Annotated in this window: 11 protein-coding genes; 7 read left to right on the forward strand and 4 right to left on the reverse strand. The window is 74.7% G+C overall.

Annotated features, from left to right (window positions below; translation table 11 throughout):
- Positions 1-53 precede the first annotated feature (53 nt).
- Both ACGRHY_RS18675 and ACGRHY_RS18680 read right to left on the reverse strand, forming a co-directional pair.
- Positions 54-1,316 carry a (Fe-S)-binding protein gene (locus ACGRHY_RS18675; protein ID WP_394636455.1) on the reverse strand — a complete coding sequence of 421 codons (1,263 nt, stop codon included), beginning with the start codon at positions 1,314-1,316 and terminating at the stop codon, positions 54-56.
- 43 nt (positions 1,317-1,359) lie between these two features.
- Positions 1,360-2,808: an FAD-binding oxidoreductase gene (locus ACGRHY_RS18680; RefSeq protein ID WP_394636456.1), complete on the reverse strand. Its 1,449-nt coding sequence runs from the start codon at positions 2,806-2,808 to the stop codon at positions 1,360-1,362.
- Between the two features lie 258 nt (positions 2,809-3,066).
- Between ACGRHY_RS18680 and ACGRHY_RS18685 the strand changes: the two genes are divergently transcribed.
- From ACGRHY_RS18685 to ACGRHY_RS18700, 4 genes are all read left to right on the forward strand, one after another.
- Positions 3,067-3,837, forward strand: a complete 771-nt coding sequence (locus tag ACGRHY_RS18685; protein ID WP_394636457.1) for a hypothetical protein — start codon at positions 3,067-3,069, stop codon at positions 3,835-3,837.
- A gap of 167 nt (positions 3,838-4,004) precedes the next feature.
- Complete coding sequence (locus tag ACGRHY_RS18690) at positions 4,005-4,883, forward strand: DegV family protein (RefSeq protein WP_394636458.1); 879 nt, start codon at positions 4,005-4,007, stop codon at positions 4,881-4,883.
- 514 nt (positions 4,884-5,397) lie between these two features.
- Complete coding sequence (locus ACGRHY_RS18695) at positions 5,398-6,183, forward strand: ComEA family DNA-binding protein (protein WP_394636459.1); 786 nt, start codon at positions 5,398-5,400, stop codon at positions 6,181-6,183.
- The gene (locus ACGRHY_RS18700) at positions 6,180-8,747 is read left to right on the forward strand and encodes a ComEC/Rec2 family competence protein (RefSeq protein WP_394636460.1); all 2,568 of its coding nucleotides are present in this window, start codon (positions 6,180-6,182) and stop codon (positions 8,745-8,747) included. The genes ACGRHY_RS18695 and ACGRHY_RS18700 overlap by 4 nt, the downstream gene beginning before the upstream one ends.
- Before the next feature lie 68 nt (positions 8,748-8,815).
- Here ACGRHY_RS18700 and ACGRHY_RS18705 read toward each other — a convergent pair whose 3' ends face one another.
- Positions 8,816-9,061 (reverse strand): hypothetical protein, encoded by a 246-nt coding sequence (locus tag ACGRHY_RS18705; protein WP_394636461.1) that lies wholly within the window; start codon positions 9,059-9,061, stop codon positions 8,816-8,818.
- Between the two features lie 99 nt (positions 9,062-9,160).
- On the opposite strand from ACGRHY_RS18705, the gene holA reads away from it, so the two are divergent.
- Complete coding sequence (holA, locus tag ACGRHY_RS18710; protein WP_394636462.1) at positions 9,161-10,153, forward strand: DNA polymerase III subunit delta; 993 nt, start codon at positions 9,161-9,163, stop codon at positions 10,151-10,153.
- Positions 10,154-10,377: 224 nt separating this feature from the next.
- On the opposite strand, the gene rpsT is transcribed toward holA, so the two are convergent.
- A complete protein-coding gene (gene rpsT, locus ACGRHY_RS18715) occupies positions 10,378-10,644 on the reverse strand; it encodes a 30S ribosomal protein S20 (RefSeq protein WP_394636463.1) in 267 nt (88 codons plus the stop codon).
- A gap of 219 nt (positions 10,645-10,863) precedes the next feature.
- On the opposite strand from rpsT, the gene lepA reads away from it, so the two are divergent.
- Together lepA and ACGRHY_RS18725 are read left to right on the forward strand one after the other, a co-directional pair.
- Positions 10,864-12,741 carry a translation elongation factor 4 gene (lepA, locus tag ACGRHY_RS18720; protein WP_394636464.1) on the forward strand — a complete coding sequence of 626 codons (1,878 nt, stop codon included), beginning with the start codon at positions 10,864-10,866 and terminating at the stop codon, positions 12,739-12,741.
- A gap of 371 nt (positions 12,742-13,112) precedes the next feature.
- On the forward strand, positions 13,113-15,002 hold the full coding sequence (locus ACGRHY_RS18725; protein ID WP_394636465.1) for an AMP-dependent synthetase/ligase: 1,890 nt from the start codon (positions 13,113-13,115) through the stop codon (positions 15,000-15,002).
- Positions 15,003-15,203 lie beyond the last annotated feature (201 nt).

The raw sequence follows: 15,203 nt of genomic DNA on the forward strand, positions 1-15,203 counted from the left end.
CGTACGGCGGCGGGGCCGCGGTCGGTGAGCCGCGGCCCCGCCGCCGTGCGCGTTCAGCCCTCCGCCGGTCCGGCGCCCGTTCCCGGTCCGGGACCTGGACCGGGGACCGTTCCGGGGCCCGGCCCGGTCCCCGGTTCCGACCGCGCCGCCATGGCGAGCAGTTCGGCGAGGTGCACGGCCTTCGTCCGGGAGCGCGTGCGGCGCAGCCCCTGCCTCAACTGGCGCAGACACCCGGGGTTGACCGCCACCACGTAGTCCACGTCCAGCTTCCGCAGGGCCTCCAGCTTCGGATCCAGCACGGCCCGGCTGTCGTCCGGCCGCAGCATCGCGTACGTACCGGCGGCGCCGCAGCAGTCGCCCGCGCCGGGCAGCTCGACGTAGTCGGCCACCGCGGCGACGAGTTCGCGGGGCGGACGGGTCACGCCCAGGCCGTTGCGCAGGTGGCAGGAGTCCTGGAGGGCGACCCGCGCCCGACGGCCGCCGACCGTGACCCGGCCCGAGGGCCGGTGGCCGGTGCGCTCCAGGTACTCGCTCAGCTCCCTGACGCGCTCGCGGCCCAGGTGGTGGGCGAGATGGGCGGCGCAGCCGCCGGAGGTGGTCACGATGGTGCCGGGCAGCCGCTCGCCCAGTGCGCGGGCCATCCCGGCGCCGGCGGCGGAGTCGCCGTTGTGGGCGTGCAGCGCGCCGCAGCAGCCCTGCCCCGCGGGGACGGCGACCTCCGGCCGCAGCCCGCGCACGGCGCGGGAGACGGAGGGGTACAGCCCGCGCTCGGCGCAGCCCAGCATCAGCGACACCGGCTGCTCCCGCTCCCCGGACGCGGGACGGCGGTCGCGGGCGTGGCGCCGCACCAGCCCCTGGAGGCGCAGCAGCCACGGCCGGGACACCGCGGCCATCAGCAGGCGGGCGATCCAGGGCCGGTCGCGCCCCTGCCACTGGTGGTCGCGCCACTGCTCCAGCAACTGCCCGTACTCCACGCCCGCCGGGCAGACCGTCTCACAGGCCCGGCAGCCCAGGCAGAAAGACGACTCCTCGGCCAGGGTGGGATCGTCCGGGGCGAGGTCGCCGGACTCCAGCGCCCGCATCAGGGTGATACGGCCGCGTGGGGAGGAAGGCTCCTGGCGGGTGAGGGCGTAGGTGGGGCAGGCGGGCAGGCAGAATCCGCAGGAGATACAGCGGTCGAGCAGCGCCTTGTCGAAGACGCCGGCCCCTTCGCCCCGTCCGGGGCCGGGAACGGGAACGGGAAGGGGGCCGGGGCCGGGCTCGGTGGAGGAGGCGGGATCGGGGCGGGGCGCGGGACGCGGTGCGGAGTCGGTCATCGGGAGTCCTCCGTGGACACCCCGCCTTCCGGCGGGGAGGAAGTCAGGATCCGAGCTTTCCCGGATTGAGGATGCCCGCCGGGTCGAAGGCCTTCTTGACACGGCGCAGCAGGGCGACCTGGTCCTCCCCGATCCGGTCGGCGAGGTAGGGCAGTTTGGCGGCGCCCACGCCGTGCTCACCGGTGATGGTGCCGTCCAGGGCGATGGCGGCCGCGAAGATCTCGGCGAACGCCCGGTGGGCGCGGTCGGCCCCCTCGCCGTCGTCGGGGTCGAGCACACAGGTGGGGTGGAGGTTGCCGTCCCCGGCGTGTCCGAAGGTGGCGATCCGCAGGTCGTGGCGGTCGGCGATCTCGTCGATGCGGTCCACCATCTCGGCGAGCCGGTGGCGGGGCACGGTGGCGTCCTCCAGGATCGTGAGCGAACCCAGCCGGGAGAGCGCCGGGAGCGAGCAGCGGCGGGCGGCGAGCAGGGCGTCGGCGCGGGCGACGTCCTCGGCGAGGGTGACCTCCGGGGCCCCGGAGCCCTCGCACACCTCCCCGATACGGGCGAGGGTGCCCGCCACGGTGCGCTTCGACCCGTCGTCGCCGAACAGCAGCAGCGCCCCGGCGTCCCGCCGCAGGCCGAGCCCGGCGAACTCCTCGACGGCCGAGATGCACTTGCGGTCGAGGAACTCCAGCGTGGCCGGGACGATCCCGTCGGCGATGACGGCCGCGACGGCCCGGGAGGCGTCGGCGAGGGAGTCGAAGTAGGCGACTCCGGTACCGGTCTCCTCGGGAGCGGGCAGCAGGGCCACGGTGGCCTCGGTGATCACCGCGAGGGTGCCCTCGGAACCGGTCAGCAGCCGGGTGAGGTCGTAGCCGGCCACGTCCTTCCACAGCCGGCCGCCGGTGCGGATGACCTCACCGGTGGGCAGGACGGCCTCCAGGCCGAGCACATGGTTGCGGGTGACGCCGTACTTCAGGCCGCGCAGGCCGCCGGCGCAGGTCGCCACGTTGCCGCCGACGGTGGAGACGGTGCGGCTGCCGGGGTCGGGTGCGTACAGCAGGCCCTCGCGCGCCGCCGCGTCCGCGAGGGCGGCGGTGGTCACCCCGGGCTGGACGCGGGCCAGCAGTTCGGCGGGGCTGACCTCCAGGATCCGGTCGAGCCGGGTGAGCACCATGACGATGCCGCCGCGCAGGGGCACGGTGGCGGCGCACAGGTTGGAGCCCGCGCCGCGCGGTACGACCGGTACGCCCCGCTCGGTGGCGTACCGCAGGACCGCGGCGACCTCCTCGGTGCCGCCGGGCAGCACCACGGCCTGCGGCCGGGCGTGGAAGAGGGGGGTGGCGTCGCGGGCGTAGGCGGCCAGCGCTCCGTCGTCGGTTCTGACGTGGTCGCGTCCCACGATGGCGGCCAGATCGCCGGCCAGATCGCCCGGCGGGTCGTTCGCCGGGCTCCCGGCCGGTTCTCCGGCCCGGCGTCCGGCCGGGCCCGTCTCCGCGTGCGTGTGCATCGGCGCACCACCATCCAGTCCGACTACGGGCGTGGACCGACGGTAGACCAGCGGGCGGACGGCGGCGAGAAGGCGGGCGGGCAGGGGGAGGCCGGGCCGCGCTCCGGGAGGCGGCCCGGACCCCTACGGGACGGATGCGGGGAGCGCTCCGGGCTCGCCGGAACCCGGGACCGGCCCCGCGCGTTTACCCTGGGAGGACGACCGCCCCCTCCGGGCTCTGGAGGGCGGTGGCACACCGGCGGACGAGGGAGCGGAGCTGTGGAGTTCGTCATCGGTCTGCTGGCCTTCCTCTTCGTGCTCTTCGTCGTCCTCGGCGCGGTCGCCACGGTGAAGACCGTGCGAGCGGTCAGGCGCGGCGTGGAGCGGACGGGGCAGCAGGTGCGCCGCACCGTCGAGGAGACCACGCTCAAGGCCCGCGGTGCCCAGCCGGGACCGGTGGGCGAACTGGCCCGGGTACGGCTGGAGCTGCGCAGTTCCCTGGACAGCACGCGCCGCGCACTGGAGACCGGGGCCCGGCACGACCCCTCCCTGAGCGAGGCGGCCGGTCTGCTCGACCGGCTCGACGAGCACGCCCGTCAGCTGGACGGCGAGCTGCGGCTGCTGATGGAGCGCGAGCCGGACCGCGGCCGGATCGCCGCCCGGCTCCCGGACGCGCGGGAGCGCGCCGACCGCATCCGCGCCTCCGCCGACTCGCTGCGCTTCGCCGCACAGGACCGGGCCCGGCGGCACGACGAGGACGGGCTGACCGCGCTGAGCGAGCAGATCGAGATCGAGGCGGGCGCGCTGCGGCACTGGACGGCTCCCGCCTCCGGGACCGCTGCCTCCGAGACCGCCTCCGCCGGCGCGCAGGGCCCGGAGGAGCGGCGGAGCCCGGACGCGGTGGACGCCCCCGGAGCGCGGGCCCCGCGGACACCGGGCATCGAGGGCCCGAAGGGCGATCCGCAGGGCCGCACGGCGGACTTCGGCACCGACTTCACCAAGGAGTTCGGCCCGGACTTCGGCAAGGGCCGCCCGCAGAGCGCGTCATGAAACCCGCGCGGGCCGCCCGTCCGGGCGGCCCGGCCCGCTCCGCCACCCGAACCGCACCACCGTGAAAGGCCGTCGAGTGAACCACCGGGCAGCGGGCCGCCGTATCGCGGACCGCGGCGCACCGCTCGCTTCACCGCGGCGAGGAAAGGCCCGGTAATCTCCGCCCCATGTCCCGCCATGTCGCGATCGTCACCGATTCCACGGCCTACCTGCCGCAGGCGGCACTGGAACACCACCGCATCGCCTCGGTGCCGCTGACCGTGGTGCTGGGCGACCGGGCCCTGGAGGAGGGCACCGAGCTCTCCGCCCGCTCGCTGGCCGAGGCCCTGCGGAAACGGCGGTCCGTCACCACCTCCCGTCCCGGTCCGCAGGTGTTCGCCGAGGTGTACCGCTCCATCGCGCGGGAGCCGGGGGTGGAGGGCATCGTCTCCCTCCACCTGTCGGCCGAACTCTCCGGAACCCACGACGCGGCCGTGACCGCCGCGCGGGAGGCGCCCGTACCGGTGCGGGTGGTGGACACGGGCATGGTGGCGATGGCGCTGGGCTTCTGCGCCCTGGCCGCCGCCGAGGCCGCCGAGGCGGGCGGCACGCTGGACGAGACGGTCGCCGCGGCCCGGAAGCGAGCCGAGGGGACCTCCGCGTTCTTCTACGTGGACACCCTGGAGTACCTGCGGCGCGGCGGCCGCATCGGTGCGGCCCGGGCCCTGCTGGGCTCGGCCCTGGCGGTCAAACCGCTGCTGGAACTGGAGGACGGCCGTATCGGCATGCTGGAGAAGGTCCGCACCGCCTCCAGGGCCATCGCCCGTCTGGAGGAGATCGTGGCGGACCGGGCGGGCGGCGCCGACGTGGACGTCGCCGTACACCACCTGGCGGCCGCGGAACGTGCCGACCAGCTCGCGCAGCGACTGCGCGCCCGGTTGCCGGGACTCGGGGAACTGCACGTCAGTGAGGTGGGGGCGGTCATCGGCGCACACACCGGGCCGGGGCTTCTGGGCGTCGTGGTGTCACTCCGACAGGTGACAAAGTTGTCCACAACCGGTCGGTAGTCCACGGGGAAAAGCCGCGACCGGACGGGACGGGCACTCCCGCCTACCGTCGAGCGGCATGAGCACCCCACCACGCCTCCGATCGCGTACCCCCGCCTCCCGCATCTCCGCCCCCCGGCCTTCCACCCGACCGCCCCTGCGTCCTCTGGCGGCAGGTCCCGGCCGCCACCGGGGCCCCGGCGGGGCCGCCCCGTACACGGGGCGGCGCGGGCGTCGGCGGGAGATCCGCAGAGCCGCCGAGGCGGCGCCCCTGCGGGCCCGCGCGGGCGCGCTGCTCGGGAACGCCCCACCGGCGCCGGGGCCGGAGCCGCGCGGACCGGACACCGGCGGGGCGCCCGCCCCGCTGTCGCGGACGGAGGCCATCACGGCCGCGCGTGACGCGGTCCGGCGGGCACGGGCCGGCCGCCCGGCGGCGGAGCGCCCGCAGGGGCGGGCGGCTGGGCGGGTGCCGGCGCCGCGCCCGACCGGTCCCGGTCCCGCTCCCGCTTCCGGCCTCGTTCCCGGCGGCGCGCCCGTGCCCGCGTCGGCTCCCGCTCCCGCGGCCGAGCCGGACGCGGTCCCCGCGGACGCGACCCGGCGCGCACGGCTGGCGGAGGCCGTACGGGACAGGCTGCCGCTGTGGGTGCGCACGCGGTGCGGAGTGGAACCGCGTGCGCTGGCCGCACTCACTCTGGCCCTGGCCGCGGCCCTCGGCTTCGCCGTACACCACTTCTGGAGCGGGCGCCCGCTGACGGTGCAGGCGCCGCCTGTGGAGTCGGCCTCCCGCTCGAGCCCCGTGCCGTCCCCGGCGCCTCCCGCGGCGCCCTCCTCCGCCCCGGCACCGGCGGCGGCCCGGAGCGCGGCCCCGGGCGCGGTTTTTGGAGGAGGGCCGTTGCTGGTGGACGTGGCGGGCGAGGTCCGCAGGCCCGGGGTCCACCGGCTGCCGGCCGGCGCCCGGGTGGCCGACGCCCTGCGGGCCGCGGGCGGCGTCCGGCCGGGCACCGATCTCCACGGTCTCAACCGCGCCCGGCCGCTGGCCGACGGCGAGCAGATCGTCGTCGGGGAGCCTCCCGTGGCGCCCGTCCCCGGTCCGCCCGCCGCCGCGGCCGGGAGCGGACCGGCGGCGGGCGGACCGGTCAGCCTCAACTCCGCCACGGCCGACCAGCTCGACACGCTCCCCGGTATCGGTCCCGTGATGGCCCGGCGCATCATCGACCACCGCACCGAGCGCGGCGGCTTCTCCTCCGTCGAGGAGCTCCGCGAGGTCAGCGGAATCGGGGAACGCCGCTTCGCCGAGCTGAAGCCGCTGGTCGGACCATGACCGCGAGCACGCCGACCGGTGCGCCGACCGGCACGCAGACCGGCGCGGCGGCCCGTACGGCGGCTCGCGCGGAGGCCCGGTCGGCGGTCCACTCCGCCGCCGGTCGCCGACTGGGGGCGGCGGAGCCGCGCCAGGAGGGCCCGGCCGACCTGAGGCTGGTGCCGCCCGCGCTGGCCGCCTGGGGTGCGGCGGCCCTGGCCCTGGACGCCCCGGGCGGTGCGGCCGTCGCCGGCGTGGCACTGTGCCTCATCGGCGCGGTGGTGTGCCTGGCTCCGGCACGGAGCCGCGGCGGGATCCGGGGAGGCGGGCGTACGGCCGTCGCCATGACGCTGGTGTGCGCCGCCGCCGGCGGCGGGGTGGCCGCGGCGCACGCGGCTGACCTGCACCGCGGTCCCCTGCCGGCGGCGGCCCGGCAGTACGCCCACGTCACCGCCGAGGTGGCCGTCACCGGTGATCCGCGCGTCGTCCGGCCCCGCGTACGCGGTTCGGAGCAACTGGCGGGCACGGTGATGCTGCGCGCCGAGACCCGGCGCGTCACCACCGCCGACGGCACGGTGACCGCCACCCGGGCGCCGGTGCTCGTCCTGGTACGGGGCACGGACTCGGCGGCCGGGCCGCCCGCGGGATGGCTCGATCTGCTGCCCACCACCCGGCTGCGGCTCCGGACCCGGCTCCTGCCACCGCGGGACGACGGGGCCGGGGGCCGCGACATCGCCGCCGTCCTGAAGGTGAGCACCGGCGGGCCGCCCGCGGTGACCGCCGGGCCGACGGCTCTCCAGCGCATCGCGGGAGAGCTGCGCTCCGGGTTGCGGGAGGCCAGTGACGGGCTGCCGGGTGACGCGCGGGCGCTGCTGCCCGGGCTGGTCGTCGGCGACACCTCGCGCATTCCGGCCGACCTCGACGCCGCCTTCCGGGCCGCCGACATGCTCCATCTGCTGGCGGTCAGCGGGGCGAACCTCGCGATCCTGCTGGTGCTGCTCATCGGGCCGCCGGGCAGGGCCGTACGCGCCGAACGCCGGGGCATGGCGCCCCGACTGGGGATGTCGCTGCGCACCACCGCGGTGGCCGGGGCGCTGCTCACCCTCGCCTTCGTGGTGGTCTGCCGCCCCGAGCCCAGTGTGCTGCGGGCGGCGGCCTGCGGGCTGATCACCATCGCCGCGATCGGCACCGGACGGCGGCGGTCCCTGTTGCCGGCCCTGGCCGCCGCCGTACTGCTGCTCGTGCTCCACGACCCGTGGCTGGCCCGCGACTTCGGCTTCATCCTCTCGGTCCTGGCCACCGGCTCGCTGCTCACCGTCGCGCCCCGCTGGAGCGAGGCCCTGCGCCGCCGGGGGATGCCGGGGAGGCTCGCCGAGGCGCTGGCGGCGGCCGCGGCGGCACAGGCGGTGTGCGCGCCCGTGGTCGCGGTCCTCGCGGCCCACGTCAGCCTGGTGGCGATCCCGTGCAACCTACTGGCCGAGTTCCTGGTCGCGCCCGCCACCGTGCTCGGCTTCGCCGCCCTGGCCGTGGCACCCCTCGCGCCGCCGCCGGCCGAGGCGCTGGCCCGGCTGGCGGGCTGGCCCACCGGGGCCGTCGCCGCCATCGCCCGGGCGGGGGCCTCCCTGCCCGGCGCCGAGATCGACTGGCCCGGCAGCTGGACCGGCGCACTGCTGCTGGCCGCGCTCACCGCGGCGGCGGCCCTGGCGGCCCGCCGGCTGGCGCGGCACCGGTGGCTCTGTGCGGCCTGCGCCGTGCTGCTGGCCCTGGCGGTGCTGCGCCCCGTCCCGCTGGTCCGCCCGCTCACCGGCTGGCCACCGCCGGGCTGGCGGCTGGCGGTCTGCGACGTGGGCCAGGGTGACGCGCTGGCGCTGGCGGCCGGGGACGGCGCGGCCGTGGTCGTCGACACCGGCCCCGAGCCGGAGACGGTGGACCGCTGCCTGCGTGCCCTGGGCGTCACGGCCGTCCCCCTGCTGGTGCTCACCCACTTCCACGCCGACCACGTCGCCGGACTGGCCGGGGTACTGCGAGGCCGTGCGGTCGGGGCGATCCAGACCACCACCCGGAACGAACCGGCCGGGCAGGCGGCGGCGGTGCGGCGCGAGGCCGCCCGCGCGGGAGTGCCGGTGATCGGGGCCGGGCCGGGAGAGCGGCGCCGGATCGGCGACCTGTCCTGGGAGGTGCTCTGGCCCCGCCGACCGCCGCCGCCCGGGCCGCCCTCGGCCTCGGGCGAGGAGGCCAACGACGCCAGCGTCACCCTCCTCGTCCGTGCGGCCGGCCTGACCGTCCTCCTTCCCGGCGACCTCGAACCCCCGGCGCAGCGCGGCCTGCTGGCGGCACATCCCGATCTGCCCGCGGTGGACGTCCTCAAAGTGGCCCACCACGGATCGGCCCACCAGGACCCGGCCCTGCTGGAGCGGCTGCGGCCCCGCGTCGCCCTCGTCTCCTGCGGGGAGGACAACCCCTACGGCCACCCGTCCCCTGGAGTCCTTTCCGGACTGCACGCCCTGGGCTCCGCCGTTCTGCGCACCGACACCCACGGCTCCCTGGCCGTCACCGCGGACGGCACGGTGGTCGCATCGGGTTGAGTGGCCGTCATGCGCGGGACGCCGGCCGGCGGTGCGGCCCGGCGTGCCGGGGGATGCCGCCCGCCGCCTCAGTCCCTTTCCAGCCAGCCGTCGTACTCGGCGGCGAGGGCCTCCAGTCCGGCCCGGTCGTACGTGCGGCCCGGGTCGTCGAGGACGACCAGCCACTGGGCGTCCTCCGCGTCGTCCTCGCCCGCCAGCGCCTCGCGGACCGGCCGCGGCTCCTCCGCCAGGCCGAGCCGTTCTGTGATCTCCTCGGCCACCTCCTCCGCGGCGCCGCGGTCGGGGAGCACCAGGATGTGTCGTACGTCGTCCACCGCGTCATTGTGCGACAGCCGCCGGAGCGGTCTGCGGGCAGGCCCGAGCGGCTCCCGGCGGCGCCGGGCTGTCGTAGGCTCGTGGGATGCTGGTGCGCGATGGCCGGTAAAACCAGGAAGTCCTCGACCGACGACCCCCTAGCCCCCGTCACGCTCGCGGTGGGCCAGGAGGATCTGCTGCTCGACCGCGCGGTGCGCCAGGTGATCGACGCGGCCAGGGCCGCCGACGCCGACACCGACGTGCGTGAACTCGCCCCCGCCGACCTGCGTCCGGGCACGCTGGCGGAGCTGACCAGCCCGTCCCTGTTCGCCGAGCGCAAGGTCGTGGTCGTCCGGGACGCACAGGACCTCGCCGCCGACACGGTCAAGGACGTCAAGGCGTATCTGGGCTCCCCGGCCGAGGAGATCACCCTGGTGCTGGTGCACGCGGGCGGCGCCAAGGGCAAGGGGCTGCTGGACTCCGCCCGCAAGGCGGGCGCGCGCGAGGTCGCCTGTCCGAAGATGACCAAGCCCGCCGACCGGCAGGCGTTCGTGCGCGGCGAGTTCCGTGCCACCGGGCGCTCCGCGACGCCGGAGGCCTGCCAGGCCCTGGTGGAGATCCTCGGCAGCGACCTGCGTGAACTTGCCAGTGCCTGCTCCCAGCTCACCGCCGATGTCGAGGGCACCATCGACGAGGCCGTCGTCGCCCGCTACTACAGCGGGCGCGCCGAGGCGTCCAGCTTCACCATCGCCGACCGGGCGGTGGAGGGCAGACTGCCCGAGGCGCTGGAGGCGCTGCGCTGGTCGCTGTCCACGGGGGTGGCTCCGGTACTGGTCACCAGCGCCCTGGCCCAGGGGGTGCGGGGCATCGGCAGGCTGATGTCGGCCCCGCGTGGGATGCGCCCCGGCGACCTGGCCCGTGAGCTGGGCATGCCGCCGTGGAAGATCGACCGGGTCCGCCAGCAGATGCGCGGCTGGTCGGCGGCAGGGGTGTCGGCGGCGCTGCGCGCGGTGGCCGAGGCCGACGCGGCGGTCAAGGGCGGCGGGGACGATCCGGAGTACGCCCTGGAGAAGGCCGTCATCACCATCGCCCGCGCGGCCGGCTCCCGCTGAGGCGGGGCGGTGCGCAAGGGACGTGCGCGGAACGCGCACTGCCCGCCGTGGGGGCACGGCGGGCAGTGCGCGTCAGGCTCTCGGCCCGTGACTTCTCGGTGCGCCGCACCCGCGTGGCGAACGCAGGCCGCGTGCGGCGCGGTGGGCCGGCACGGAGCGGTGAGAGGGTCCGCTGGAGTCCGCTTCGGCACCGGGGTGGGCCGTCAGCCGGCGGCCCGGGGGCTTCAGCCCTTGAGAGCGGAGACCTTCTGGGCCAGCGCCGCCTTCTTGTTGGCGGCCTGGTTCTTGTGGATCACGCCCTTGCCCGCGGCCTTGTCCAGCTTCCTGCCGGCCAGGCGCGCGGCCTCGGCGGCCTTCTCGGCGTCACCGGCGGCGATCGCCTCGCGGGTGCGGCGGATCGCGGTCTTCAGCTCGGACTTGACCGCCTTGTTGCGCTGGCGGGCCTTCTCGTTGGTCTTGATCCGCTTGATCTGGGACTTGATGTTCGCCACGAAAGAGCCTTCTCGGGTTTGATGAGGTGTGATTCCGCGCTCCGTCCCCCGTGCGGTCCCGTCGCACCGTCCGCGCGCCGGGCCCCGCGCGAGGGCGTTGAGACACAGTCGGTCAGGGTACCAGCAGGCCTGATCGGCTCCCAAACCGGACCGTAAGCGCCACTCGTGGGACGATGGGGGAGACGTACCGATCCGAGCCATGACCCGACAGGACCCTGCGTGCCCGCGACCCCATCGAACGTGCCGGAGCCGAGCCGTACCGACCCGGCGCTGATCCGCAACTTCTGCATCATCGCGCACATCGACCACGGCAAGTCGACGCTCGCCGACCGGATGCTCCAGCTCACCGGTGTCGTCGAGCAGCGCCAGATGCGCGCCCAGTACCTCGACCGCATGGACATCGAGCGCGAGCGCGGCATCACGATCAAATCCCAGGCGGTCCGCCTGCCGTGGGCCCCCACCGAGGGCGAGGACAAGGGGACCCCCCACATCCTCAACATGATCGACACCCCCGGACACGTCGACTTCACCTACGAGGTGTCCCGCTCGCTGGCCGCGTGCGAGGGGTGCATCCTCCTGGTCGACGCCGCCCAGGGCATCGAGGCCCAGACGCTCGCCAACCTCTACCTGGCGATGGAGAACGACCTCACGATCATCCCCGTCCTCAACAAGATCGACCTCCCGGCCGCCCAGCCGGAGAAGTTCGCCGCCGAGCTGGCGCACCTCATCGGCTGCGACCCGTCGGAGGTGCTGAAGGTCTCCGCCAAGACCGGCGAGGGCGTCGAGGCGCTGCTGGACGAGGTCGTGCGGCAGGTCCCGGCCCCGGTCGGCGTCGCGGACGCCCCCGCCCGCGCGATGATCTTCGACTCGGTCTACGACGCCTACCGGGGCGTCGTGACGTACGTGAAGGTCGTCGACGGCAAGCTCTCCCGGCGCGAGCGCATCCAGATGATGTCCACCGGCGCCGCCCACGAGCTGCTGGAGATCGGCACCAACAGCCCGGAGATGCTCCCCGCCGACGGCCTGTCCGTCGGTGAGGTGGGCTACCTGATCACCGGCGTGAAGGACGTGCGCCAGTCCAAGGTCGGCGACACCATCACCCAGTTCTCCAAGGGAGCCACCGAGCCGCTGGGCGGCTACAAGGACCCCAAGCCGATGGTGTTCTCCGGCCTGTACCCGCTGGACGGCTCGGACTATCCCGAGCTGCGCGACGCCCTGGACAAGCTCCAGCTCAACGACGCCGCGCTGGTCTACGAGCCGGAGACGTCCGCCGCCCTCGGCTTCGGCTTCCGCGTGGGCTTCCTCGGCCTGCTGCACCTGGAGGTCATCCGCGAGCGTCTGGAGCGCGAGTTCGGGCTCGACCTGATCGCCACCGCGCCCAACGTGGTCTACCGCGTGGACATGGAGGACGGCACCGAGCACATCGTCACCAACCCCAGCGAGTACCCGACGGGCAAGGTCGCCCAGGTGCACGAGCCGGTCGTCCGCGCGACGGTGCTGACGCCGAACGACTTCGTCGGCGCCGTGATGGAGCTGTGCCAGTCGCGGCGCGGCAACCTGCTGGGCATGGACTACCTGTCCGAGGACCGCGTCGAGCTGCGCTACACCCTTCCGCTGGCGGAGATCGTCTTCGACTTCTTCGACGCGCTCAAGTCCAAGACCCGCGGTTACGCCTCGCTCGACTACGAGCCGACCAGCGAGCAGACCGCCGACCTGGTCAAGGTCGACATCCTGCTGCACGGCGACAAGGTGGACGCCTTCTCTGCGATCGTCCACAAGGACAAGGCGTACAGCTACGGGGTCAGGATGGCCTCCAAGCTGCGCGAACTCATCCCCCGGCAGCAGTTCGAGGTCCCCATCCAGGCGGCCATCGGCTCGCGCGTCATCGCCCGCGAGACCGTCCGCGCCATCCGCAAGGACGTGCTCGCCAAGTGCTACGGCGGTGACATCTCCCGCAAGCGGAAGCTGCTGGAGAAGCAGAAGGAGGGCAAGAAGCGCATGAAGGTGGTGGGCCGGGTGGAGGTCCCGCAGGAGGCCTTCATCGCCGCGCTCTCCTCGGACTCCGACGGCGGCGGCGACACCAAGGGCAAGAAGTAGGGCCCGCCCGGGGCCGGCCCGTACGGCCGGAGCCGCGGGACGGAGTGTCCGTGAGGGCGCCCGCGGGCCCACGTGGGCCCGCGGGCGCCCTCACACGTACGGACCCGTGTGCGGGTGCACGGGCGGGTGGTGAGGTATGTGGTGTATGTATCGCACAGGTCACGGCTTCACGTAGGCGGTGTGCAAGCTCTTTCACGGCGGGGTCTTCCGCCTTAGGCTGATCGCCCGCTCGGTTGTTACTCGCGAGTCACTCAATACGCACAGAGCAGCACGCACAGCACGGGATCGTTGCACCCCTTCCCACCCCAGCACTCGCGGTGGGCCGAGCCTTGGAGTCACCCCCTGCACCGTCGCGGGCCCCGGAGGATGTTGTGAGCGACAACCAGTCCCTGATCCAGAACCGTCCGCCCTCGGTGGCGAACCTCTTCCTGGAGCGCATCGAGGCGACCCCGGACGGGGAGGCGTACCGCTACCCCGTGCCCCCCGCCTCGGGCGAGGGGCCGGACGAGTGGCGCTCCTACACCTGGGGCGAGGCCGCGCGGCGCGTCTTCTCGATCGCCGCGGGCCTGATGGACCTGGGTGTCAGGCCCGAGGAGCGGGTCGCCATCGCCTCCAACACCCGGGTCGACTGGATCCTGTGCGACCTGGGAGTGCTGTGCGCCGGAGCGGCCACCACGACCGTCTATCCCAGCACCAACGCCGAGGAGACCGCCTACATCCTCGCCGACTCCGAGAGCCGTGTGCTGATCGCCGAGGACGCCGGGCAGCTCGCCAAGGCCCGCGAGCGCCGCGCGGAGCTGCCGGACCTCGCCCATGTCGTTGTCATCGAGGCGGAGGGCGCCGTGGCCGCCGAGGGCGACCCGGAGGGCTGGGCGCTGTCGCTGGACGAGCTGTGCAAGCGCGGTGAGGCGTACCTCGAGGAGCACCCCGAGGCGGTCAAGGAGACCGTCGGCGCCCTGCGCTCCGAGCAGCTCGCCACCCTGATCTACACCTCCGGCACCACCGGCCGGCCCAAGGGCGTACGGCTGCCGCACGACGCCTGGTCCTACATGGCCAAGGCCATCGCCGCGACCGAGCTGGTCCGCGCCGAGGACGTGCAGTACCTGTGGCTTCCGCTGGCGCACGTGTTCGGCAAGGTGCTCACCGCGGCCCAGATCGAGGTCGGCCACGTCACCGCCGTGGACGGCCGGGTCGACAAGATCATCGAGAACCTCCCGGTCGTGCGGCCCACCTACATGGCAGCCGTCCCCCGGATCTTCGAGAAGGTCTACAACGGGGTCGCCGCCAAGGCGCGGGCGGGCGGCGGCGTCAAGTACAAGATCTTCAAGTGGGCCGCCGGGGTCGCGCGCGAGTACGCCAAGGTCACCCAGGACAACTTCCGCCGCACCGGCACGGCCTCCGCGCCCGCCGGCCTGAAGGTGAGGCACGGGGTCGCCGACAAGCTCGTCTACGCCAAGCTCCGCGAGGCCTTCGGCGGAAGGCTGCGCGCCTGCGTCTCCGGCTCCGCCGCCCTGGCCCCGGAGATCGGCTACTTCTTCGCCGGTGCCGGCGTCCACATCCTGGAGGGCTACGGCCTCACCGAGTCCAGTGCCGCCAGCTTCGTCAACCCCGGCGAGGCGTACCGCACCGGCACGGTCGGCAAGCCGCTGCCCGGTACCGAGGTGCGCATCGCCGAGGACGGCGAGATCCTGCTGCGCGGCCCCGGCATCATGCAGGGCTACCACAGGCTGCCGGAGAAGACCGCCGAGGTCCTGGAGGAGGACGGCTGGTTCCACACCGGCGACATCGGCGAGCTGTCGGAGGACGGCTACCTGCGGATCACCGACCGCAAGAAGGACCTGATCAAGACCTCCGGCGGCAAGTACATCGCCCCGGCCGAGGTCGAGGGGCAGTTCAAGGCGATCTGCCCCTACGTCTCCAACATCCTGGTGCACGGCGCCGACCGCAACTACTGCACCGCGCTCATCGCGCTCGACGAGCCCACCATCATGGGCTGGGCCGAGGAGCACGGGATGGGCGGGAAGAGCTACGCGGAGGTCGTCGGCTCCGAGCAGGTGCACAAGCTCGTCGACGGTTACGTCCAGCGCCTCAACGAAGGGCTCCAGCGCTGGCAGACGATCAAGAAGTTCCGGGTCCTGCCGCGCGACCTGGACATCGAGCACGGTGAGCTCACCCCGAGCCTGAAGCTGAAGAGGCCCGCGGTGGAGAAGAAGTTCGGCCACCTGATCGAGGAGATGTACGCGGGCTCCCGCGAGTCGTGAGACCGGGGGCGCGCCGCCCCCGCGGCCCGCCCCCGCCCCCCCCGGACCGCCCCCGTCGCGCACCGGCGCACGACGGGGGCGGCCGTCCGCGATGATGTGCCGGTGGCTCGTCTCATCAGCACGCCGATCTCGGCCCTCGGCGTCCTGGGCGCCCTGCTGATCCTCGCCATGGCCGTCGACGACCACCGGGCCGGGGCGTCG

This window comes from Streptomyces shinuiensis (assembly GCF_043660855.1).
Taxonomy (GTDB): Bacteria; Actinomycetota; Actinomycetes; order Streptomycetales; family Streptomycetaceae; genus Streptomyces.